Genomic DNA, 22,282 nt, shown 5'->3' on the forward strand with positions numbered 1-22,282 from the left:
CGCAGAAGCGACCCTTTCGGATTGAAAAACTGCCAAAGAACCTGAAAAAATATCGTCTCGAACTTCATTTTGTGCCAAAAGCGGGCTTCCCTCATTTTTAATTGAAGAAAATCAAGATACATGTTAGTATATAGATGTGGGTTATAGATAACCATCAATATAATACTAACATAGTATGGAAGATATGCAAAGTAAAACAATCGGGGATAAAATAAAGGCGTGGCGTAAAAAGAAAGATTTAACGCAAGACGCTTTGGCTAAAATAGCAAATATTCCCTATACTACAATTGCGAAAGTTGAATCTGATGTTATTAAAAATCCTTCCTTGCAAACCATCACAAAAATTGCGGAAGGGCTTGGAATAACCATTGATGATTTAGTAAAAAACTAACTATGAATACAAAAACATTCAAGGGTAATTTTTTTGAAATCGGCCAGCAACAAGGCAGGATTTATAAAACAAATGGAATGAATTTTGACAAAGTCAAAATTGATCCTGTTTTATATAAAAATCAGCTTCAGGTTTATGAAAAGCATTATCCCGAACTATTGGAAGAATTTAGGGGAATGGCTAAGGACGGAAATTTTGACGAAGAAAAGCTGATTTATGATTTTATTACGAGCGAGATTTTTTATTACAGAAATAGATTTGGTTTAGATAAGGCATGCACAATTTTTGGCTATAAAGCTAAAAATAATCTTTTTGTGGGCAGAAATTATGATTGGCTTCCAGAAACCGACAAAATATTTGAAGTTTATAAAATTGTTAATCCTGAAAGAAATTCATTTATAGCAATAACTGATATGGGAATTGGTAGCCCATCTACCGCGAAGCCAAAATACTTTTTTTATAACGCAGACGACGCGATAAACAACAAAGGATTATTTATCGGGCTAACCTTCGCTTACGCGGATCAATGGTCGTATGGAGTTTCTTGTATCCATATGACAAAAATTATCGCGGAAACTTGCGAGACGGTAAAAGACGCAATAAAAGTTTTTGAAAAAATTCCGCTTTGTTGCCCGAAAAATTTCTTTATCGCTGATAAAAACGGGGATATGGCAATAGTCGAACATACTGCCAAAAAATTCAAAGTCATTTATCCAAAAGATAATATTTTGATTCAGACCAACCATTATGTTGATAGCGAGCTAGCAAAAGAAGATACGGTATTGAAGCGAGTTCCTTATCACAATACTTTCATCAGATATTATGAGACATTGCAAAAAATAAATTTTGAAAGAAATAAATTTAAGTTGGACAGCGCCATAAAAATTTTGGGCAAACCAGGAAGTTATACTTGCCAAAATTTCCCTGGTATTAAAACTATTTGGACATTGGCGCTTGACATGACAAACAAAAAATACAAAATTTATTGGGATATTTCTGGAAAAAGAAAAACAGAAGTATTAGAAATTTAAAAAAGAATTTGCCGCCAAACCGAGCGAAGCTCGGAGTTCCGCCAAAAGCGGAACGAAAAACTTGAAATCGTCCAATCCAAAAGGGCCGCTTCCGCAGGCGGGCGGAAGGGGGGTTTGGGGGGAATTCCGCCCGCCCTACAAATTTTGGGCGAAATCAGTTCGAATTTTTTCGAAAGCACACCGAAGAAAATCAAAATCCGAATTCTGGCCGGAAATTGTATCCCGCCGTTGGCGGGATGAATTAAGATCCGCCGTAAAATTCCAAGGGTTTTTGAAGAATGGTGGCTTGCCCCACTATCTTACGAAATTTTTTAGAGTTCTACATTGAAATAATATGAAAATAATAGTCAGACAGCTTATCATTATCGCGACTGTAGTATTTGTATCTAACTTCTCACCCCTAGTAGTCTCTGCCTTGTCGCCAGTAAGCACTCAGTTATTTACATTGCCATCAAGAGATCAATCAATTGATAAAACGGCGATTAAATTTTCTCCCAATGGTAAGCGCTTTTGGTATCTCTCAAAACAAGATGACATGTATACGCTCGTCGTCGACGGTAAAGACATTCAGACAGGAAAGCAAGAAATACAAAGTTTTGCATTCAGTCCTGACAGTAAACATTACGCCTATGTAACTTCAGACGAGCAAGGGAGATTTTTTGTTGTGTTTGATGGAACGCCTAATCCAATGAAGTATACAGCAATTCTGTCAGGCGGCGAATTGGATGGTTTATTGGATAACAGGCCATTTCTTCAATTTTCAGATACAGGAGGACATTACACGTATGTAGGTCATCGAATAGAAAATGAAAAGGATCCAGTAATGTACGTAGTAATTGATGGCACTGAGCAGAAGGTTGAAAACAGACTCTCGAGAGTTGGTCGCCCAGTACTCAGCCATGACGGGAACCACCATGGGTATATTGCGTTTGAACAATTTGGTTCACAAGCAAATACCACAGAAAATCTGAAGGAGTTTGAGATTGGAAATTTGATTGTTGACGTGGAATTCCAAAAAATGCTCCTCGCTGAGGAGATAAAAAATGCGCAAGTTATCTATGATGGCAAAATTATTAAAACCCAAACATCGAAAGAATCTGCGCTCCTGCCAATACCAGTATTAGCAGGCATCGCTTTAAACCCTGCCGGCAATCACTATGCATATATCACATTTCTGCCAAACAATAAACGGGCAGTATGGCGCGGTGGACGTATTGGGCCCGCATATGATTTCGTCAGTTCGCTTACATTTAACGATAGCGGAACTTCATTTGCGTATATTGGTAGTAAGGGTAAGAAATGGTATGTAGTGTTTAATGATCGGGTTATAAGCAAACATTCTGATAAGACTTTTGTCTTAGATTTGAAACTCAGCTCTGACGGCAAGCATATTGGCTACAGAGTTGGCACGTCTGATATATATATCGATGGAAAGAAGAAAATTGGATCGAACACCGGCCATGAGTATAAAGTTTTGCAAGCAGGTAGTGCGGGAATATTTTATGCGGTTCCCGAGATGCACGTTCTCCAGGAGTTTGAGCGGGGGTCTAGTTCTTCGATGGAAGGCGTTCTTCGGTACAATAATACTGTCGACAATAAGAGTGTAGCTATAGATTCACATCTTGTCTACGCTTCCACTTCCGATGCCGGACGAGCATATATCGGCTATGATATCTCGCAGAGAAAAAAGGAATGCTATACAAAATCCCCGTGTATATATTCTGTGAACAATCCACCACGAGTAGTTGTAGTAAATGGTAAGGTTAAAGAGAAGATACCATACGGTTTTTCTGTTACTGACCTTGTGATAAGCCCTCATGGTAAGCACTATGGCTACATTCTTTATCAAAGTGCCGCCGTTGCCGATCAAGAAAAATGGAAGCTCGTTGTTGACGGAAAAGATGTTAATCACTATCCATACCTCAGTAATCTTCAATTTATTGACGAAAACACCGTGAACTTTAATGACGTAAATGGTATTTCGGTTTGGAGTGGTATTTATAGTATTGCCAAGTAACCTCAGGTGTTTGAGATATGACAAAGAAGCTCATCATCATTTTATCCGTAACGGCCATTCTTGGTGGAGGACTTTATTTTTCAAAGAAGAAATATTTTGAAAATGATTGTGCATGGAGACCAACTCAAAAGAATTATGGATTATGCGAGGCACTTTTGCCTGGAATGTTTTATGACGGTAAGAAATGTACTATGAATAGTGGCTGTAGTTGGAAGGGCGATATACCACCTTTTAAATCATACTTACAATGTAAGATTGCTTGCGAGCTATAGTGCGTGGAGTAATCTCGCCTTATTTTCTTACCCGCGCACTTGGTGGGTTGGGGCAAGGGCAAGATATCATAATAATTCCTGCAACGTCTAAACCGCCTTAGCCATTGAAATTGGCACCCCCGCGAGAGGCGACAACGGTAATCTACCTTCGCTAAAGCTACGGCAAGGCAGGAAAAAAAAGGGGTGCGGGGAAAATGACAGGGGAGTTAGTCCGCCTTCGCTACCGCTACGGCGAGATGTGAGTCAGGGTTGGAAGTCCGGATTCTCCTCGAAAAATGTTCGAACTTTGTCCAAGAAACACCGAATGAAATCAAAATCATCTTTTTCGAAGCACATCACTTCAACGAGTCTGCTTTCGGGCAGTGATCCCAAATGAATCGAAACCATGTTTTGTAGCTTTCCGCGAGATCATGGTTGATCATTACAAAAATAGATCCATATTCTCCAAAGTTTCCCACATCTTCACTTGTAAACGTAACCACATGGTCGCCGAAGATATCGACGACGCCAACAGTTTCATATCCTTTTGGAAGAACTTTATATTCTCCTCCAATGCGCTTAAGCGCCTGCGGAGCTTTTTGAGGAACGCGAGGATCAAAGAGTGTTTTGTAAGGAATCTTTTTTGAGTGGAATGTTTTTCTGAACTCGTCCTGTACTGATTGAGAAATACCTGGTGTGAGCCAAAGAGCTTTTGCACCCAAAAAATACGCTTCTTCTCGCACGCGCAAGAGATCACGTCGATAATTTTTGTATCCCTCAATTCCTTTGTAAATGTATGCTGCTTCGCGCGGAGGCACGGCATTGTATTGTGTGGAAAGACTTGGCAGTACGCGCTGCAGTTTTTTTTCTTTTTCACGAAGTACTTCAAGGAGTTTTTGAGGATGTACGGCGCGGTAGACGTTTTCACCTTTCTGAAAAATTTGAAACACAAGCCCTTTGTCTAAAAGGCGATTGAGTGCGTCGTAGACATTGCGCCGGTGTACGCCGGCTTTAATGGATATCTGTGAAACGGGCAACTCCGCCGCTCCTACGAGTGACTCGTAAATCTTTGCTTCATTGGGTGTGAGCCCGAGTTCTTCAAATAATTCAGAGTACATATTTTCATTATAATATAAATGAAATCGTCTACTATGGTGACTACTAACACCTTAGGGTGATATTGGCCACTCATTTAATATATCATATCATGCGGGAGTGGTCAATAGGAATCTCTCGCGAAAGGAGAAAAAAAGTGAGCGCCACGCTTCTGGAGTCCCTCCTCAACACCTGCAACGGTGACTTAGTGCAGGCATTGGAGATGATGCTCCACCTCACGCAGAAGACTAATAGCATCCCTGCAGTGGCAACTGCTTGCAATAGGCTCATGGACAGGGATGGGGTGAAAAGTCTAGTCCTGGATCGCATACTCTGGCAGCGGAACAAGGACCAAATCTATTCTCACGAACCTCTCGACGAGTCGACTAATGTGTTCCGTTCCCTTGCTAAACCCCTGATGTTCGCGGAGATTTTCATCTACTTCAAGGATTCGCGAAGAATTCGCGACGTCTGGCAAACGATGGGGCATAAATCACTGGAACTATTCCAGCTTATCGTGAAGCAGATCAAAGAAGCCGCGAACTGGGTAGATCCTATCGCTTCCGAAGTTTATGGCTACGACAGGCGAAGGTCGGACATTCACGCGTTTGGCTGGGACAGCAGGATTTGTCGGCTCCAGGAGGATGAGCTGGAGGATGCAATCTTTCAGCTCAAAGAAGATCTGCAGTTTACACCGCAGGAGCGTCAGACTATGCTATACCGCTATCGTGAATGCGGAGCAGATCTTCAGAAGCGGTTCGGAACCCCAATCGAAGTCATACGTGTCTAGATCTTTCACTGCTGATACGTGTCGGAGGAGTAATCGGTAGACAAACGACATGCTGGTTTTCTGTGATTTCCATGCCTAAAATCACAGATCTTCTCTACTATAAATATCCTATTTTCATTTCGTAATTTACTATTCAATTGTTATACTACACGTATATGATTACATCACTCAGTTTCACCACACTGGCAATTCTCTCCGCACTTCTTGGCGCAGTAGCAAATATTATTGCTCGAACGCTATTGCGAGATCTTCGCTCACAAGACATCCTTGGCATCAATTTTCTGACGATGGGAGCAACGCTTCTTCTAATTTCTCCTCTTTTTTATTTTTTTCAACCCTCGCTTCTTGTTATTGGACTTGTCGCTCTCATAGGTGTGATCGATACTTTTGCAAATTATTTTTATTTCAAAACATTTGAAAAGACTGAAGCAAGTATTGCAACACCTCTCCTCTCGCTTGCCCCGGGGTTTACATTCTTTTTTGCTTGGCTCACACTCGGTGAGTCTTCACAGTGGTACACGTATCTTATTGCGGCGGCCATTCTTGTGCTTACAGTATATGTTTCAACAAATTTTTCCCAATTGAAAACATTTCAAGCGCACACCCTTATTCCTGCACTTGTTGCTTCGTTTCTGTTTGGCGTTTCGGCAATTCCTGCAAAATATCTTCTTGATACACTCCATGCAGTGAATGCCCCTACGCTCTACATGTTTCGTGCGGGGTTTATTTCACTCTTTACACTTCTCTTGTTTGGCTTTCCGATATTACGCATATCGACACAGCAGTATCGCGTCATATTTTTCCGTGGTCTCATTGTTATTTCCCAATGGGTTCTTCTGTATTTTGCGCTATCACGCGGGAATAGCGGCGTCACGCTCACACTTGGCAATATCACGCCAATTTTCGTGTTTTTCTTGAGCGTAGTATTTCTGAGAGAAAAACCGACTCCTAAAAAAATCCTCGCAGCTCTATGTATTTTCATCCTCTCATTCATTATTGCATAGCAGTCTTGTCAGTGTACGGAAGATGCCCTATGATAGGTGGAAAGCACATAATGTATACCATATGACTGCCTATGCGCAAAAACGCCTCCTTATTATCTTTACGGGTGGAACTATCGCCGGAAATGTTGCAAAAAGCAATGTTGTTCAGTTGGTGAAATCCGATCCGGAAAACTTCATGACGATCGTTAACAACTCCGTAGAAATTGTTAAAAAAAATTGGAACATTGAAATCAAACCGGAAGTCGTTGAGCTTTTTAATGTTGATAGTTCGAATATCATTCCGCAAAACTGGAGCGCCCTTGCAGAAAAAATTCAGGAAACGTATGACCAGTATGATGCATATATTATACTCCATGGTACCAACACCATGGGATACACATGCGCTGCGCTTTCCTTTGCTCTTGAGAATATTAACAAGCCAGTCATTGTTACCGGAGCGCAGGTGCCCCTGGGATATTTGGGAAGCGATGCAACAACTAATCTTATTAACGCACTGCGCATTGCAGTGTGGGGCTACCATCCCATCAAAGGAGTTATGGCTGTTTTTGGCAGCAAAATCATTTCCGGTACGCGAGTAAAAAAAGGGACAGATTTTGATTATGATCCATTCAGTTCATTTATCACGGGTGCATTGGGGCAGATAGGGCGGTTTATGCGCATAAATGTATCAGCGCTCGATCGGCATAATGCATATTTATCTAAATCAAAGCCCCTGGCCATCCAATCACGCGTATTAAGCGTGAAGAAAGATTTTGAAACATCACATATTGCTTCATTGAGTGAGTTTCCCGGAATGTCTCCTGACATATTTCGAGTGCTTGTTGAACATGCGGATATCCGAGCATTTATCTTTAGAGCTTTTGGTGCTGGTGATGCAAGTGCCCACTTGTTTGAGGGTTTTGAATATCTCAAAGAAAAACGCATTCCGATTGTTGTTACGTCGCAGGCTCCAAGCGGTGTGGCAAGTTTTCAGGTGAATGAGACCGGTCAGTATTTGAGAGATAATGATCTTGCAATTCCCGCCTTTGATATGAGTATAGAATCCATGACAACAAAACTTGGCTGGCTTCTTGCCCAAAAAGTAAGTTATGAGAATATGAAATCAAAAATGCTTGAGGATTTGCATGGCGAGATAAATATTGAGAATGAGTTGCTGTAAAAAATAAAAGCCAACGGGTGTTGGCTTGATTTTTAATGGAGAATCACCTGCTCTTCAGAATGAGATTCATAGGTACCCCGAACGAATGTCCCAATAAACGTGTAGAATAGAGGGATGTTTGGCTGGCGAAGACTACTAAGCGCGCGGCGATAATACGCATTTGTTTGCGCCTTCTTCTCAATGTGAGCCATTTGTATCCATGCAAATGGGTATGCAAACAGACGTCCGAGATATCCAGTAATCAATCCCGCAATAAATGGACATGCGCTAAGTGCCAGGAGAATTTTCCACTGCGCGAGAATGGCCATTGGAGAATAGATAAGAATTGGACTGACGATAAAGACCCAAAACACGAGAGTAAGAGCGATGGAGAATCTGATGAATGTTTTTGGCATCGCCCAAAAATGATAGATATGATCATGGTCGCGCTTGAAATTCTTCCATTGAATTTCTTCCCAAAGATCCTTAAGGGTGATTTCGCTTGTATTGATATAGAATATCACAAGTCCGGAATCCCGTGCCTTATCCGGCAAGCCCTGCAAGCGGCCTGTAAGCAGACCAAGGAAATGCTTTCGACATTTCTCGGGAATATGCACACGAACAAACATTGCTTGTTCGAGGAGATCAAGGGTCTGTGTAATATCCACAATGCGGTCTTGGAATAAAATCTGCTCTTCGTCTGTCAGCTCTCCGCAATTGGAGAGATGAAGTTCAAATTCCTTCCATGCACGAATAACTCTTTGAGTTGATGGTGGTCTGGAATGCAGAAACATGCGGTCATTGAGAATTTCAAACACATTTCGCAGTGTACTCATGGTTTTAATGTACGATGAAGCTAGTATAGTGGTCTATACCGGATCGTCAATGAGTAGCTCGTGTAAAAACTAGTTTTGCCGTGAAGCGTTTTTTAAAATAGATTCAATTATTCCTTCATCGGAAAGGTCGTGGTATATGGCAAGTTGCACTCGTTGCGCTTCTGCATAGGGAAGTTTTGTTACACCACCCTGATCGAGTACTGCTTGGTACCGTTCTCGAATAAGTGTTGCTATGCGCTGGAGCGCATTGACGTTCACTTCCATTGCCGTATTCAGCCTTTTTTGCTCTTCAGAAGCATTGGATGCAACAAAATATCTCCCCGGCTGCAGAGTTTCTCCCGTTCTCGGATCAATTGTGAGCGCGATGCTTACATTGACGCGCTCCGGCAGTCCGCGAAAGCGCCGTTCATGGCTGATAAATCGCCAGATATCCTGTTGACTATGGGATACGTGTGTCGAAGAAGTTCCTGACTGTTCGGTTTGTTCTTCGCGATGCTCTGTAAATGGTTTTCGGATTCCCGGGACGTTTGTAGGTTGTGTGTTCTGTGTGGCGGATTCACCCTCTTGATCACCGGGTAAACCGGTATTTCCCTGTTCAGGAATTGCGGCCATGACCCTATATGCCTGCAGTACTGCAAGGTTTGCTGCCAGCCGCTGGGCGTTATCATAGGGAACGCCTTCCGGTCCATCATCGTCAAATCGCAGTACGCCATCTGTTCCTAGGATACCTTCTTTGTAGTCTTCAAGGTATGATGGATCAAACGGCTTATCTTCTGACCCCTCTTTTCGTTTGATAAAAAAAATTCTTCCAGCGGGTTTGTCCATGCCTATTACAGGCTCGATAATCACATCATGGTATTCAATGACTTCTTGAACATTCGGTGGAAAGTGAAAAATATCTGTTGGCAACACCTCGCCTCGTTGTTCGCGTATTTCGGCTAGTTGATGACCAACTTCTTTGAATAAAATTCGTTGTCTTGCCACTTCCGTCACTTCTTCGGATGGCGTGTCTACATCGAGCCCGAGGGCTTTGCGAAACGCTCCTCCCATTGTTGTTTCAATCCCCATAGTATGGAATGGTTAATAGTATACTCTCTTTCAATCCTAGCATAGGGAATAAAAAAAAGAAGGCGTAGGGCCTTCATGTGTGTAGAGTTGCGCGCTGTCGTATGAGCGCGTCACGGATGTTATTCACCAGAACCTTTTGTTCTTGCGGGACAAGCGTTTTCAGGAGTGGATCCCGTTCGATTGCATTCTGCACCCAATTGAGCTGCTCCACTGTGACAGGGCGGTCAAAGACGATAAAGAAAATAGGTGAGGTTGCCAGGGTGATCGCACGTGCATGGTCGGGGTGTGTGATAGTCTTGAGAAAAAGGACGAAATCAGTGGCCATTCTTTTTATTGAACGAGAATACCTACTCATGATGGGCAATCATACACTAGAAAGGTCTTTTTGTCAAGACCCATGTCTTCGTGTAGAGTAAGTGTGCGATAAGTCTATAAACGCCTATGAATCCAGAACATCATACAATTATCCGACAGCTTGGTTTGAAAGAATTTGAGGGAATGAAATTGCGCCTAGGAAAGTATGGGCGCATTACTGCAGATCTGGAATTACAACCCACATCTGCAGCACGCATTCAGCGCACACAGGAAATTCAGGCAGTCGAACAAAAAATAAAAACACGGGGAAGAGGGGATGAGAAATCCGGCAGAGAGGAATTACTGATCGATACGCGAGGATATCGCGAAGCACGGCGTACGCTGCACTATGTATCGCCGACGGGTGAATCATTCGATACGGAAGCCGTACTGTTTTACAAAAAAGAAGGACAGCAGATTACCTGGCTAAAGTCGGAAAATCGCCTGGTTGTTCTCGATGTCGGCCTCTACTGCAATCGACTTGCAAGCACGCTCTATAACCAGCAAGGCGATAGGCCCGTTGCCTATATCCCCATGGTAGATGATCGGGGGGCTTACCGCGGCATTGTGACGATTATTGAAGACAAAAAGAAACCCAAACCTCTCATACATGAGCCCGAGCAAAAATCCCTTCCTCCGGGATTTAGGCTTTCGACAGATACCATTAAAACTATTGCAGATAGATTCCTTGTTGATAGCAGGCGTCCTATTCAACCCGGTTCATTCATCCGGCCGATTTTTACCAATATATTTGATTCGGACGACCGCTCTACGCTTGCCGGACGCATTCTTTGTGACGTATATGAACGTGTGATCGAGCGTTCGGGCCGAAAGGATGCAGTGCCGGCGGATGCAGGCAAAAAATCGTATCATGCCTTTAATACCTATGTCCCAAAAATTCTTACGAGGAGGCATAATCAAGGATACGCTCCTCTTGAATATGTCGAAGATCGTGCAAGTGGCACTGATGCTTTTCATCTTGGCGGTTCACAGTTTGGAAGCAGTTTTCTCTACTATTTTAACAAATCAATGGCTCGCTGGCAGCATCCCCACGATCCTATCACGCGAGCATATCTTACCCTCGATACGAAAGACTTGGAAAAGACACCCATTCATTTTACCGATTTATGTTTGGCGCTCTATGATGCCGGAATAGATTTTATGGCGAAATGCTGCACGCCCCATGCTCAAGTAAAAAGAATGGATAATATCCTATTCTATATTTCCGAGCCGGACCGTGAACATGCGTCAGCAATCATCAAACAATTCATGACCGATCGAAAGCTTGGCAAGGGGCATATGCTTGCGGCTATGCCGAGCGCGCAAGATGGCCTCTCGTGGGCCTATGAGCCGAATTCCTATGAAATGAGGCTGTGGCAGGAAGTTTCCGGATCGTCACAACCGGCGAGCTTCAATATTGTCGCTGCAATGTATGCGCTGCCCCTCTATCTTGATCGGCTTATAGTTGCATGCCTTCGGACGGGCGATACCGCTTCTGCCGAAACGTATCGAAAAGAAGTAGAACGAGTGCGGTTGTTATTTCGAAAATACCGAACAATTACTTAACCTTCTATTATCTATGCCAAAGAAAACAGTTCAAGAGCTATCACTCCAGCTTCATAAAAAGCTGCATGGCAAAATTGCCATAGCTCCTAAGGTACGACTCAAAACACTGCGCGACCTTAGTATCTCATATACGCCCGGTGTGGCTGCTGCATCATCATATCTTGCGCTTCACAAAGATGAAGTACGCCACTATACCATGAAGGGCAATGCCATCGCGGTTGTATCCGACGGTTCAGCAGTGCTTGGTTTGGGAAATATTGGCCCTGAAGGCGCACTGCCAGTGATGGAGGGTAAAGCACTTATTTTCAAAGAGTTTGCGAATATCGATGCATTTCCCATTGTACTTGCAACTCAAGATAGCGATGAAATTATTGCAGCCGTACGCGCTATCGCTCCAACATTCGGTGGCATTAATTTGGAAGATATTGCTGCGCCTCGGTGTTTTGAAATAGAGCGCCAACTTCAGGAGTCTCTCGATATCCCTGTTGTGCATGATGACCAGCATGGTACAGCTGTTGTTGTACTTGCGGGGTTGTTGAATGCGCTTAAAGTGGTGAAAAAGAAATTGCATACCGTACGCATTGTCCTATCCGGTGCGGGAGCTGCCGGGAGTGCCATAGCAGATATTCTCCTCAAAAAAGGGGTAGGGGATATAGTGATGGTGGATAGCAAGGGAATTGTATCGCTTTCTCGATCCGACCTCGATTCCCATAAACTCGAACTTGCAGCGCGGACGAATGTGCGCAAGCTTCAAGGAGGCTTGGCAGAAGCGTTTGTTGGCGCTGATGTTGCAATCGGCGTTTCAAAGGCGGGTCTTTTTACGGAAGCGCATATCAGAAGCATGAATGCTGAACCAATTATTTTTGCAATGGCAAATCCTACGCCAGAAATCATGCCGCGCGAAGCATTGCGTGCCGGAGCGGCAATCATTGCAACCGGCAGATCAGATTTTCCCAATCAAGTGAATAATGCACTTGTATTTCCCGGATTGTTTCGCGGAGCCCTTGACCATGGCGTTCGGCGCGTCACGGATGCTATGTTTATCCGAGCAGCCGAAAAGCTGGCGGCGCTTGTACCCCACCCTACTCGCGAGCGCATTGTTCCTTCGATTTTTGATACGCGTGTAGTAAAAGCAGTGTCATCTGCAATTTCCCTGAAATAAAAAAAGGGGCTTCCAATGCACCTGCGCTGGAATGCCCCACCTTGCCGAGGTTAGTCTTTGGATACCACCCTGGGCCTGGTCAGTAAAACTGAATGTACGAAGAAATGGTCGGTTGCCACTCAGGAACCATCTGGTTCCAGTGTGAGTCTCAAAGTATGGACACGAAAGCTATCGCACGGCATACGCATCGGGAAACTTTTCGAACTCGATTTTTCAACGCAGCAACCGACAGTGGATATGAGCTGGATTCGAACCAGCGACCTTCTCTGTGGGATTCCAATGAACCCACGGAGTTGCTCTACCAACTGAGCTATCATCCCGGTGATGTGAAGAGTATAGGTTAAATGGCTTTTTTTGTCAAGAGGCTAAATGACATATACAAGCTAGAAACGATACCCTGAATGTTCTATACTGATGAAATACTCCAAAAGCAGCTATGACCGCACTGTTTGCACCCAAACTGAAACCAAAAGAAATCCTTGTGATTCAAGGCAGCCTTTCTCAATATTCAAAATCTCATATATTGGTGGAGAGTGTTGCTCAGAAATTGCGAGACAGAGATTGTTCATTTGGCGTACTCGATATTCGCTTGAGTGATATTGATTTTTACAAAGGCGCTGGCATTGAGACATACGGCACGCCAACAAGGGAAGCATATGCCCGTATTGCAGCAGCGCATGCGTTTGTATTCAGCAGTCCCGTGTATGGCGGCAAAATTTCCGGTGGCATTCGCAATCTTATTGATGTTATGAAAGATGCAATGAAGGGCAAGCTTGCTGCGGTGATGTGTAGCGCGAAAGAAGGCAATGCATACCCCGCATCCGTTGAACTGAAGGAGCTCCTTACGTCAGCAGCATGTGTGAGAACGGTACAGCCCATTGTACTCGTTTCTGATGAGAGTTTTAAAAATAATTTGATCTATGATGATGTTGTTCATGACGTGATGGAAGAAATGCTGTATTCACTGACAAAACAATGCAAAGAACAGCCGACACAGAACATAGCTACCACTTGACGCCTGCTACGTTTGTTGTTAGACTCTGCCTAGGTGTATTTACGACCATTTAGGTATGAATAAAGGGCATACAGTATGTTCAGATCAAGCGAGCCGCAGCGGCTCGTTTCAAATGACGCAAAAAGTGGATTATGCGTTGTTTTTGCTGACTGTTCTTGCAAAGTTCTCCGAGCATACATCCTTACGCTCCATTGCAGAACGTAATCATCTTTCATTCGCATTTCTTCAGAAAGTGGCACGCCTTCTGCGATCGGCAGATATTATTAAATCTGCGCGCGGCAGGGAGGGAGGATATACATTGGCAAAGTCCTCTGCGCATATTCTCTTCCGGGATATAGTATTGGCAGTAGAGGGGCAGACAGTTCCCCATGCGTGCCTAAGTGAAAGGCGCACATCGCATGCCTGTCCCCGAAAAGCGCTCTGCAGCATACGTCCCGCCCTGCAGCGTTTGCACACCCAAATGCAGCAGCTCTACCTCTCAAAACCCCTTACCTATTTTCTTCACAAGCAATGAACACTCCAATCCTCTCACTCAAACACGTAGATGTGTCGCGCGATGGCACAACACTCCTTCATGATATTTCACTCGATCTACAAAAAGGGCAGATACACATGATCATGGGTCCTAATGGTTCAGGGAAAAGTACGCTTCTCAACAGCATTATGGGTAATCCCAGCTGCATCCTCGAAAAAGGGAGTATCATGCTCAACGGTAAACGAATACAGAAACTCGCGCCTTATGAACGAGCGCGACTCGGACTCTCTATGACATTTCAGAATCCCGTAGAATTGCCCGGCGTGCCATTTGCGCATGTTGTTCAAGCTACCCGCGAGGGAGTATCTAGTCGATTTGAACCAAGCGAACAACATCTTTCGCCAACTCGTCTTGCAGAAAAAATGAAAGAAGTAATGAAACGAGTGGGCATGGACGCTCAATTTCTTTATCGATCTCTTAATGAAGGATTTTCTGGGGGAGAGAAGAAAAAATCTGAACTGGTCCAACTCGCGCTATGTAAACCCGCAATTGCACTCATTGATGAGATCGATTCGGGACTGGACATTGATGCGCTCAAAGAAGCATGCGCGCTTCTATGCGATCTAAACAAGGCTGGCACCGCTCTTGTTATTGTGACCCATAACCCCCGTCTTATCGAGTATATTCAGCCTAATATAATATCAATATTGGTTGGAGGGGGGATTGTGCGTTCGGGAGGTGTGTCGCTTGTTGAAGAACTTGAGAAAAAAGGATATGAAGCGTTCTCAAAATCATAATTTTCGTACAGCTGCCCCGGAAGTTTTCCGCATAAAGCCTGGTCTGAACAAAAAAGTTGTTCAGCAAATTTCTCAACGAAAAGCAGAGCCTGTCTGGATGCGCGACTTCCGCCTTGCAGCATATGATAAATTTCGAAAGAAAAAAATGCCGTCATGGGGAGCAGATATTGGATCAATAGATTTCAATTCCATTACCTATTATCTTCAACCTCAGGATCGGCCTCAACAGAACTGGGAAGACGTGCCCCAGTCCATCAAAGAAACATTTGAAAAATTGGGAATTCCTCAGGCAGAACGTGCGTTCTTGGCTGGTACTGGAGCGCAATTTGAATCTGAAGTGGTGTATCACTCGTTGCATGAATCATTGGCTCGACAGGGAGTTATTTTTGAATCCATGGATCAAGGATTGAAGAAATATCCCGACCTTGTGAAAAAATATTTTGGCACGATAATTCCATCATCGGACAATGCGTTTGCTGCACTGAATTCAGCCGTATGGTCAGGAGGTTCTTTTGTGTATGTTCCAAAAGGTGTTCATGTCACACTGCCCCTGCAGGCATATTTTCGTATCAATGCCGAGCGTATGGGGCAGTTTGAACGCACGCTCATTATTGCAGACGAGGGGAGTTCCGTGCATTACATAGAAGGGTGTACTGCTCCCACGTATTCATCAGATTCACTTCATTCAGCTGTTGTCGAGGTCATTGTGCATCGGGGAGCGCGCGTGCAGTACACGACAATTCAGAATTGGTCATCAAATGTATATAACCTAGTAACAAAGCGGGCTGTTGTTTGGGGAAATGGAGAGATGATCTGGGTTGATTGCAACCTAGGGTCGAAAGTTACTATGAAATACCCCTGCGTTATTCTTCGAGAAAAGGGTGCTAAGGGAGAGATTCACTCATTTGCCGCAGCAGCAACGGGACAGCATCAGGATGCAGGCGCAAAAGCTATTCACCTTGCACCAGATACGTCATCTACGATCATTTCGCGCTCATTATCCAAACAAGGGGGGCGGGCAAGCTACCGAGGTTTGGTAAAGATCATGCCCGGTGCGGTTCGGTCACGATCCCGTGTTGTGTGTGATGCGCTTTTGTTGGATGGAGCATCGCAGTCGGATACGTACCCGACCATGGATATACGTGAGCAAACCGCTCGGGTTGTCCATGAGGCTTCAGTCAAGCGCCTTGGAGAACAGGAACTATTCTATCTTCAATCGCGGGGCATCGGTGAACGCGAGGCAGCCTCACTTTTGTTGAATGGATTTGCATTGCCGATCGTCAAAAAACTTCCCATGGAGTATGCGCTTGAAATGCATCGCTTGCTAGACATCGAATTTGGTGCACGAATTGCATAATATGCCACTTCTCTTATCATCAATTCCAAACGCGCCAACAGTTGTCAAAAAAGGAAAGCATTTTTCATGCGCTGGCGTGTTTATGAAGGGTTGGAAGCAGTCTAAACAGTATTCGATAACCGTAGCAGAGGGAGCAAGCGCAGATATACGATTCTTTTTTTTGGGAAATAATGCTCATTCATTTCCCTTGCGGTGTACATCAATTCAAAAAGGAAGCGGCTCTTCTGTGCGTATTTCATTCCGATCTGTCCTTTTCGATTCATCATCGGTCGATGAGTCGACACTTCTCGCAATAGAATCCGGCGCAGCTGAATCCCGTGCATTGTTTTCTCATCACATCCTGCTTGTTTCACCCTTGGCAAAAGGCAAAACTACTCCTTCATTTGAGATTAAAACCGATAGGGTAATGGCTAAGCATGCTGCAAGCGTATCTGCACTAGACGATGAAGCCCTCTACTATCTTTCAACAAGGGGTTGCGACAGTAAGGCAGCGCAAAAGCTATTGATCCATGGTTTCCTTTCTGCAGAAAGTTCTTCGATACAGGACAACACATTAAAAAATAAAACTGAACACATTATTGATTCATTTATTGACGAGCAAATAAGCTATGATTCCTAAGGAGATACGAAAAGACTTTCCCATTCTCTCCACACTCATCCATGGTAAGCCATTGGTCTATCTTGATAGTGCTGCAACAAGCCAAAAACCCCAATGCGTACTTGATGCGCTGCAGACATATTACACGACCATGAATGCGAATATTCATCGTGGAATCCATACGCTTTCAGAAACTGCAACAGCCTGCTATGAAGACTGCCGGAGGGTAGCAGCATCTTTTTTTGGTGCGCAAGAACCGGCTGAAATTATCTTTACGAAAAGCGCAACAGAAAGCATTAATGTGATAGCACGGGGATGGGCTGCACAGCATGTGAAGGAAGGCGATGATATCCTTGTCACTCATCTCGAGCACCATGCAAATCTTGTTCCATGGCAAGAGTGTGCACGATCTGTTGGAGCACGTCTTGTTGCTATTCCCTTAACCGATGATTATCGTCTCGACTATGAAGCATTTCTTTCATTGGTATCCAATCGGACGAAAATCCTGTGTATTACCGCACTTTCAAATGTGACAGGAACCATTGTTGATCTTGCGCCGTTTATCACTGCAGCGCATAACCATGGTGCGGTAGTTCTTGTCGATGCTTCGCAGGCCGCAGCCCACATGCCAATCAACGTACAAGAATTGGATTGTGATTTCTTGGTATGTTCAAGTCATAAAATGTATGGCCCAACGGGAGTGGGGATTCTCTATGCAAAACGAAACCTTCTGGAAGCTACCAAGCCATTGATCTATGGAGGCGATATGGTAACAACTGTCAGTGAACAGTCTGCTGAATTTGCAGATATTCCATGGAGGTTCGAAGGTGGAACGCCGAATATTGCAGGCGTTGTGGCACTCCGTACTGCATTGAACTATCTGTTGAATCTTGGCATGGACAACGTCCAGCGCCACACGCAGGGCATGCTTGCCTATGCGCGAGAAACATTCAGCGCTCATGCGGACATTACGCTTTATTCGCCACAGGCAATCGAACACGCGGATGGCATTCTTTCTTTTAACATCAAAGGTGTCCATCCCCACGACATTGCAAGTATCTTTGATGCAAACGGTGTTGCGATACGATCCGGCGTGCATTGCGCTGAACCTCTCCATAAGCAGCTTGGCATACCGGCAACAGCGCGCATGAGTTTTGGCATCTACACGACAAAAGAAGATATCGACACCGCAGAGCTCGCTGTCAAAAACGTCATATCTGTTTTTTCTCGCTAGACATTTTTAGCATAGTTCTATGGATCTCTATTCAGACATTATTCTTGACCACTACAAACATCCTCACCACAGGGGTGAACTCAAAAAGTACTCACATCGTGCCGTGGAATATAATCCGCTCTGTGGAGATACGATTCAAGTAGATTTATTGGTGGATCGAAAGGGGGGGCTGAAAGATGTGGGATTTGTCGGTAGTGGATGTGCGATTAGCCAAGCTGCCATGTCACTCCTGTCGGATTGGCTTAAACAAAAAAACACCGGGGATATACGCGCATTTTCATTTGACGATATGGTTAAAATGCTTCATGTTCCTATTAGTCCCAGTCGGGCAAAATGCGCAACACTTGGGCTGGCAGCTGTTAAAAAAGCATTGAAATTATAATACCTCATCTATGGCACCCATTATTCCTCGTAAGAAAGAGGAACGAACGGAACCGTATTGGCAGCAGCTAAATACAGTACTTGATCCTGAGATTGGATATGGAATTGTGGATCTTGGCTTAGTCTATGACGTTGCAGTCGTACACAGTGTTGCGACTGTTGTATTGACTCTTACATCGCCCATGTGTCCTGCCGGGCCGGAAATTATGGAGGGCGTGCGCACAGCATTGCGCGGGTTTGAAGACATTTCCGATGTTATTGTTGATTTGGTATGGGAGCCTGCTTGGACGGATGAGATGGTTGATAGCGATATTCGAGGTATGTTGTTTGGAGAATAGCCTATGGATCCCATTGAGCAGATTAAACAACGGATAGATATTGCAGACTTTGTTCGGGAATACTTTCCGATGCAGCTTGCAGGTTCAAACTACAAAGCGCGCTGTCCATTTCATCAAGAAAAAAACGCATCCTTTATGGTGAGCGTTCCCAAGCAAATCTGGCACTGCTTTGGGTGTAATGAAGGCGGCGATATCTTTTCCTTTGCCATGAAAATGGAGGGGCTTGATTTTGCCGGCGCGCTTCGGCTGCTTGCTGAGCGCGCTGGAGTAAAGCTCGAGCGGCAGGATCCGCGCATTCAAGGACAGAAAAACCAACTCCTTGATCTTATCGATCTTGCTTCGCGTTACTATCACCAGGCGTTATTGAAATCGCCCAAGAGCGCTTCTGCGCGTGAATATCTCGAGCGCCGCGGTATCGACAGTTCCTTGATTGATGAATTCCGCATAGGTTATGCTTTTGGGGAGGCAGATCATCTCTACCAATTTCTTATTTCCAAAAAATGTACCCCGCAAGATATTGTTCAGGCAGGTCTTGCAATTCAGCGCGAACAGGGATATGGATGTTTCGACAGATTTCGTGATCGCATCATGATTCCCATCCGTTCTGTTCATGGAGATGTTGTTGGTTTTGGGGGGAGGATCCTTGTTGCGCATGAGCAGGCGGCAAAGTATATCAACTCGCCGCAAACGCCGCTCTATGACAAAAGCGCCACGCTTTTTGGCTTGGATAAAGCAAAGCACGATATACGAAAAGAAGATGGCGCGATTCTTGTAGAGGGATATTTGGACTTCTTGGCTGTCTATGGGACGGGCATGAAGCATGTGGTCGCATCTTCCGGAACAGCACTGACAAGCGAACAACTCAAACTCCTGAAACGCTTTACTCACAACATTTCTTTTGCTTTTGACATGGATGCCGCCGGTTCACAAGCTACGAGGCGCGGCATTGAAATAGCGCTCAAAGAGGGGATGAATGTTCGTATTATTCAACTCCCCCGTGATGAAAACGGCAAGCCACTCTACAAAGACCCAGATGAGTGCATTAAGAACGATCCGGCTGTTTGGAAGGCTGCATGGGAAAACCGTGTGCCTTTTTTCGAGTATCTTATACGCCAGACCGCAACGCCAGATGTGCTTCGTGATGGTTTTGCAAAAAAACAGGCTGCGCGTACGCTTCTTGATGCAATTCGACTTCTGCCTGATCGCATTGAGCAAGATCATTGGGTTGGAATGTGCGCGCAAGAGCTGAATATTCCGCATGCGCTGCTCTGGGAAGAGTTGTTGAAACACAGAGGGGCTTCTGCGTCGACACCTCAGCCGTTCCAGGCTGAAAAGCCAATATCCATTCACGATCGGCTCGCAAGTCTTCTTTTCCGCTACCCGCTACTGACCGCAGATATTCGATCGATAGTGACAAGTGCAATGTTTGCCGAACATGAACTTGTCACGCACGTAGAAAAAATGTTTGGCGCATATGATGCATGGAGCGCAGACGATGTGTTGCAACAGCAACCATTCGACTCTTACTATACCCAAGATGCCGATAGCGATATCCTCACAACGTTTTCTCTTCTCTGTGATAAGGAATACGGTTCGCTCGAGAGCGCTGCTGCTCGAGAGCTTGCCGTAGTGCTTGCATCACGCATTCGCGAGCAGCATCGTAAGGCAAAAATAGAGGAATTACAGCGCCTTATGGCTCAAGCCGAACGTACTCGTGATACGGTTGCTATGAAGAAATATTTGGAGGAATTCCATTGTTTACAGCAAGATAATGTGGTATAATAGATATGAAGGGTTGCAAAAACCCCTGTTTAGTGTTTATACACGTATAACTATTTACTACGAAGAGAGCGCTTTTACCTTATATTTATGAAGAAAAAGAAACCACTGAAGGTAATTATAAAGAAGAAGGCAGTAAAGAAAGTTTCAAAACAACCTTCTATCAAAAAAAGACCTCCTGCTGCAAAGAAGGTGAAAGCAAGTAAAAAGGTAGTGAAAAAGAAGCTGGCAAGACTGCTCCAGCGTGCAAAGAAGAAGGTCGTCAAAAAGATAAGAAAAGCCGCCATAAAGAAAGAAGCAGTGGCGGAAGTTATTGTATTTCCCGAGAACAAAATACAAGAAACCCTTTTGGGAAAGGGGCGTTCACGGAGTTTTATTACAGAAGATGAAATATTGCTCACATTTCCGTTTATGGAAGAATACCTTGAGCAATTCGAAGATTTTTTTGATGAACTGGATACTAATAGTATTCAAATCATGGAAAAGAAAGCGGGGCTTTTGGATATTTATGTTTCCCCGCCACCCGCAGCAAAACAACCATCCGGAAAAGGTTCAAAAAAACAAGGAGCCCCAGTAAGTAAATACAGTACGTCTGTCGACCTGTCGGATATTTCTGCGGATTCGATCCAAATGTACTTGCGGGATATCGGGAAAGTGCCGCTTCTCACAGGCGATGAAGAAATCATGTATGCAAAGCGTAAGGATAAGGGAGAGAAAGAAGCAGAGAAGAGGCTTATTGAGGCAAACCTGCGCTTGGTCGTCTCGATTGCAAAAAAATTCGTAGATAAAAACCTTTCGCTTCTCGATTTGATCCAAGAGGGGAATATCGGACTTTTTCGTGCAGTCGAAAAATTCGACTATCGAAAAGGCTATAAATTTTCCACCTATGCGACGTGGTGGATTCGTCAGGCAATCACACGGGCGCTTGCAGACCAATCGCGCACCATTCGCATTCCGGTGCATATGGTGGAAACGATCAATCGGTTCCAGAATATTCAGCGCCAACTTATTCAAGATTTGGGGCGCGAACCGCTTCCGGAAGAAATCGCATCAGAAATGGGCGAGACGATCGATAAGGTACGCCATATTATTAAGATTAATCAGGATACCATTTCCATCGACACATCAGTTAGCGATGATGATGATGAAAACAGCACACTGATCGATTTTATCGAAGACGAACGCACGATGTCGCCGGATCGCGCAGCGGCCAGGCAAATTTTGCGTGAGCGCATGCAGGAAGTCATTAGCACACTCCATCCGCGCGAGCAGAAGATACTACAATTGCGCTTTGGCACCGAAGATGGCGTTGCGCATACACTCGAAGAAGTCGGCGAAGAGTTCGGTGTTACGCGCGAACGGATTCGTCAAATCGAAGCAAAGGCGCTTGAGAAAATCGCAAAGATTGTGGGCTATGATAAACTCAAGGATTATGTCTAAGAATAAGACTATACGACATAGTGACGACGATGAATCTGGAATAATAGATGGTACTTGCTTATTCAAATAAAAATGGTTAAGATGCCACCATGATCCGGAGTAGCTCAATGGCAGAGCAGCTCGCTGTTAACGAGAAGGTTCTGGGTTCGAGTCCCAGCTCCGGAG

General features: G+C 44.5%; 23 protein-coding genes and 2 tRNA genes. 20 read left to right on the forward strand and 5 right to left on the reverse strand.

Annotated features, from left to right (window positions below; genetic code table 11):
• Positions 1–175 precede the first annotated feature (175 nt).
• From AAB400_05310 to AAB400_05325, 4 genes are all read left to right on the forward strand, one after another.
• The gene (locus tag AAB400_05310; protein ID MEK7649296.1) at positions 176–391 is read left to right on the forward strand and encodes a helix-turn-helix transcriptional regulator; all 216 of its coding nucleotides are present in this window, start codon (positions 176–178) and stop codon (positions 389–391) included.
• 2 nt (positions 392–393) lie between these two features.
• Positions 394–1,422 carry a C45 family peptidase gene (locus AAB400_05315; GenBank protein ID MEK7649297.1) on the forward strand — a complete coding sequence of 343 codons (1,029 nt, stop codon included), beginning with the start codon at positions 394–396 and terminating at the stop codon, positions 1,420–1,422.
• Between the two features lie 334 nt (positions 1,423–1,756).
• Positions 1,757–3,439 carry a hypothetical protein gene (locus AAB400_05320; protein ID MEK7649298.1) on the forward strand — a complete coding sequence of 561 codons (1,683 nt, stop codon included), beginning with the start codon at positions 1,757–1,759 and terminating at the stop codon, positions 3,437–3,439.
• Positions 3,440–3,456: 17 nt separating this feature from the next.
• Positions 3,457–3,711 (forward strand): hypothetical protein, encoded by a 255-nt coding sequence (locus AAB400_05325; GenBank protein ID MEK7649299.1) that lies wholly within the window; start codon positions 3,457–3,459, stop codon positions 3,709–3,711.
• A gap of 335 nt (positions 3,712–4,046) precedes the next feature.
• Here the strand turns inward: AAB400_05325 and AAB400_05330 are convergent, their stop codons facing one another.
• Positions 4,047–4,808 (reverse strand): helix-turn-helix domain-containing protein, encoded by a 762-nt coding sequence (locus AAB400_05330; GenBank protein MEK7649300.1) that lies wholly within the window; start codon positions 4,806–4,808, stop codon positions 4,047–4,049.
• 203 nt (positions 4,809–5,011) lie between these two features.
• Between AAB400_05330 and AAB400_05335 the strand changes: the two genes are divergently transcribed.
• The 3 genes from AAB400_05335 (at position 5,012) to AAB400_05345 (ending at position 7,738) form a co-directional block, all read left to right on the forward strand.
• Entirely contained in the window at positions 5,012–5,575 is a 564-nt protein-coding gene (locus AAB400_05335) for a hypothetical protein (protein MEK7649301.1), read from the forward strand.
• 155 nt (positions 5,576–5,730) lie between these two features.
• A complete protein-coding gene (locus AAB400_05340) occupies positions 5,731–6,579 on the forward strand; it encodes a DMT family transporter (GenBank protein ID MEK7649302.1) in 849 nt (282 codons plus the stop codon).
• Between the two features lie 61 nt (positions 6,580–6,640).
• The gene (locus AAB400_05345) at positions 6,641–7,738 is read left to right on the forward strand and encodes an asparaginase (protein MEK7649303.1); all 1,098 of its coding nucleotides are present in this window, start codon (positions 6,641–6,643) and stop codon (positions 7,736–7,738) included.
• Between the two features lie 32 nt (positions 7,739–7,770).
• Here the strand turns inward: AAB400_05345 and AAB400_05350 are convergent, their stop codons facing one another.
• From AAB400_05350 to AAB400_05360, 3 genes are all read right to left on the reverse strand, one after another.
• Entirely contained in the window at positions 7,771–8,553 is a 783-nt protein-coding gene (locus AAB400_05350; protein ID MEK7649304.1) for a hypothetical protein, read from the reverse strand.
• Between the two features lie 69 nt (positions 8,554–8,622).
• A complete protein-coding gene (locus tag AAB400_05355) occupies positions 8,623–9,621 on the reverse strand; it encodes a hypothetical protein (protein MEK7649305.1) in 999 nt (332 codons plus the stop codon).
• 73 nt (positions 9,622–9,694) lie between these two features.
• Positions 9,695–9,976 carry a hypothetical protein gene (locus AAB400_05360; protein MEK7649306.1) on the reverse strand — a complete coding sequence of 94 codons (282 nt, stop codon included), beginning with the start codon at positions 9,974–9,976 and terminating at the stop codon, positions 9,695–9,697.
• Between the two features lie 86 nt (positions 9,977–10,062).
• On the opposite strand from AAB400_05360, the gene AAB400_05365 reads away from it, so the two are divergent.
• On the forward strand, positions 10,063–11,541 hold the full coding sequence (locus tag AAB400_05365) for a hypothetical protein (GenBank protein ID MEK7649307.1): 1,479 nt from the start codon (positions 10,063–10,065) through the stop codon (positions 11,539–11,541).
• 13 nt (positions 11,542–11,554) lie between these two features.
• Positions 11,555–12,703, forward strand: coding sequence for an NADP-dependent malic enzyme (locus AAB400_05370; GenBank protein MEK7649308.1), 1,149 nt, complete (start codon positions 11,555–11,557; stop codon positions 12,701–12,703).
• 232 nt (positions 12,704–12,935) lie between these two features.
• Here the strand turns inward: AAB400_05370 and AAB400_05375 are convergent.
• Positions 12,936–13,022, reverse strand: a tRNA-OTHER gene (locus tag AAB400_05375).
• Positions 13,023–13,139: 117 nt separating this feature from the next.
• Here AAB400_05375 and AAB400_05380 point away from each other — a divergent pair.
• The 11 genes from AAB400_05380 (at position 13,140) to AAB400_05430 (ending at position 22,282) form a co-directional block, all read left to right on the forward strand.
• Positions 13,140–13,718 (forward strand): NAD(P)H-dependent oxidoreductase, encoded by a 579-nt coding sequence (locus tag AAB400_05380; protein MEK7649309.1) that lies wholly within the window; start codon positions 13,140–13,142, stop codon positions 13,716–13,718.
• Between the two features lie 55 nt (positions 13,719–13,773).
• Complete coding sequence (locus tag AAB400_05385; protein MEK7649310.1) at positions 13,774–14,232, forward strand: Rrf2 family transcriptional regulator; 459 nt, start codon at positions 13,774–13,776, stop codon at positions 14,230–14,232.
• Positions 14,229–14,990 carry a Fe-S cluster assembly ATPase SufC gene (gene sufC, locus AAB400_05390; GenBank protein ID MEK7649311.1) on the forward strand — a complete coding sequence of 254 codons (762 nt, stop codon included), beginning with the start codon at positions 14,229–14,231 and terminating at the stop codon, positions 14,988–14,990. Before AAB400_05385 ends, sufC begins: the two co-directional genes overlap by 4 nt.
• Positions 14,968–16,347 (forward strand): Fe-S cluster assembly protein SufB, encoded by a 1,380-nt coding sequence (gene sufB / locus AAB400_05395; protein MEK7649312.1) that lies wholly within the window; start codon positions 14,968–14,970, stop codon positions 16,345–16,347. Before sufC ends, sufB begins: the two co-directional genes overlap by 23 nt.
• A gap of 1 nt (position 16,348) precedes the next feature.
• Positions 16,349–16,966, forward strand: a complete 618-nt coding sequence (locus AAB400_05400; protein MEK7649313.1) for a SufD family Fe-S cluster assembly protein — start codon at positions 16,349–16,351, stop codon at positions 16,964–16,966.
• Positions 16,956–18,179 (forward strand): SufS family cysteine desulfurase, encoded by a 1,224-nt coding sequence (locus tag AAB400_05405; GenBank protein ID MEK7649314.1) that lies wholly within the window; start codon positions 16,956–16,958, stop codon positions 18,177–18,179. Before AAB400_05400 ends, AAB400_05405 begins: the two co-directional genes overlap by 11 nt.
• Positions 18,180–18,198: 19 nt before the next feature.
• Positions 18,199–18,561: an iron-sulfur cluster assembly scaffold protein gene (locus AAB400_05410; GenBank protein MEK7649315.1), complete on the forward strand. Its 363-nt coding sequence runs from the start codon at positions 18,199–18,201 to the stop codon at positions 18,559–18,561.
• A 10-nt stretch (positions 18,562–18,571) separates the two neighbouring features.
• Positions 18,572–18,898 carry a metal-sulfur cluster assembly factor gene (locus AAB400_05415; protein MEK7649316.1) on the forward strand — a complete coding sequence of 109 codons (327 nt, stop codon included), beginning with the start codon at positions 18,572–18,574 and terminating at the stop codon, positions 18,896–18,898.
• Between the two features lie 3 nt (positions 18,899–18,901).
• The gene (gene dnaG, locus AAB400_05420) at positions 18,902–20,680 is read left to right on the forward strand and encodes a DNA primase (protein ID MEK7649317.1); all 1,779 of its coding nucleotides are present in this window, start codon (positions 18,902–18,904) and stop codon (positions 20,678–20,680) included.
• An 87-nt stretch (positions 20,681–20,767) separates the two neighbouring features.
• Positions 20,768–22,117, forward strand: a complete 1,350-nt coding sequence (locus tag AAB400_05425) for a sigma-70 family RNA polymerase sigma factor (GenBank protein MEK7649318.1) — start codon at positions 20,768–20,770, stop codon at positions 22,115–22,117.
• 93 nt (positions 22,118–22,210) lie between these two features.
• Positions 22,211–22,282: transfer RNA gene (locus tag AAB400_05430), tRNA-Asn, on the forward strand.

The sequence above is a fragment of the Patescibacteria group bacterium genome (assembly GCA_038065255.1).
Taxonomy (GTDB): Bacteria; Patescibacteriota; Patescibacteriia; order JACQRZ01; family JACQRZ01; genus JBBTRI01.

Coding starts and splice junctions, on each gene's coding strand:
- AAB400_05345 (MEK7649303.1), top strand. CDS start 6,641: ATGACTGCCTATGCGCAAAAACGCCTCCTTATTATCTTTACGGGTGGA.
- AAB400_05355 (MEK7649305.1), bottom strand. CDS start 9,621: ATGGGGATTGAAACAACAATGGGAGGAGCGTTTCGCAAAGCCCTCGGG.
- AAB400_05340 (MEK7649302.1), top strand. CDS start 5,731: ATGATTACATCACTCAGTTTCACCACACTGGCAATTCTCTCCGCACTT.
- AAB400_05335 (MEK7649301.1), top strand. CDS start 5,012: ATGCTCCACCTCACGCAGAAGACTAATAGCATCCCTGCAGTGGCAACT.
- AAB400_05415 (MEK7649316.1), top strand. CDS start 18,572: ATGGCACCCATTATTCCTCGTAAGAAAGAGGAACGAACGGAACCGTAT.
- dnaG (MEK7649317.1), top strand. CDS start 18,902: ATGGATCCCATTGAGCAGATTAAACAACGGATAGATATTGCAGACTTT.
- AAB400_05320 (MEK7649298.1), top strand. CDS start 1,757: ATGAAAATAATAGTCAGACAGCTTATCATTATCGCGACTGTAGTATTT.
- AAB400_05330 (MEK7649300.1), bottom strand. CDS start 4,808: ATGTACTCTGAATTATTTGAAGAACTCGGGCTCACACCCAATGAAGCA.
- AAB400_05400 (MEK7649313.1), top strand. CDS start 16,349: ATGCCACTTCTCTTATCATCAATTCCAAACGCGCCAACAGTTGTCAAA.
- AAB400_05325 (MEK7649299.1), top strand. CDS start 3,457: ATGACAAAGAAGCTCATCATCATTTTATCCGTAACGGCCATTCTTGGT.
- AAB400_05405 (MEK7649314.1), top strand. CDS start 16,956: ATGATTCCTAAGGAGATACGAAAAGACTTTCCCATTCTCTCCACACTC.
- AAB400_05410 (MEK7649315.1), top strand. CDS start 18,199: ATGGATCTCTATTCAGACATTATTCTTGACCACTACAAACATCCTCAC.
- AAB400_05365 (MEK7649307.1), top strand. CDS start 10,063: ATGAATCCAGAACATCATACAATTATCCGACAGCTTGGTTTGAAAGAA.
- AAB400_05310 (MEK7649296.1), top strand. CDS start 176: ATGGAAGATATGCAAAGTAAAACAATCGGGGATAAAATAAAGGCGTGG.
- AAB400_05360 (MEK7649306.1), bottom strand. CDS start 9,976: ATGAGTAGGTATTCTCGTTCAATAAAAAGAATGGCCACTGATTTCGTC.
- AAB400_05385 (MEK7649310.1), top strand. CDS start 13,774: ATGAATAAAGGGCATACAGTATGTTCAGATCAAGCGAGCCGCAGCGGC.
- sufB (MEK7649312.1), top strand. CDS start 14,968: ATGAAGCGTTCTCAAAATCATAATTTTCGTACAGCTGCCCCGGAAGTT.
- AAB400_05380 (MEK7649309.1), top strand. CDS start 13,140: ATGACCGCACTGTTTGCACCCAAACTGAAACCAAAAGAAATCCTTGTG.
- AAB400_05350 (MEK7649304.1), bottom strand. CDS start 8,553: ATGAGTACACTGCGAAATGTGTTTGAAATTCTCAATGACCGCATGTTT.
- AAB400_05370 (MEK7649308.1), top strand. CDS start 11,555: ATGCCAAAGAAAACAGTTCAAGAGCTATCACTCCAGCTTCATAAAAAG.
- AAB400_05425 (MEK7649318.1), top strand. CDS start 20,768: ATGAAGAAAAAGAAACCACTGAAGGTAATTATAAAGAAGAAGGCAGTA.
- sufC (MEK7649311.1), top strand. CDS start 14,229: ATGAACACTCCAATCCTCTCACTCAAACACGTAGATGTGTCGCGCGAT.
- AAB400_05315 (MEK7649297.1), top strand. CDS start 394: ATGAATACAAAAACATTCAAGGGTAATTTTTTTGAAATCGGCCAGCAA.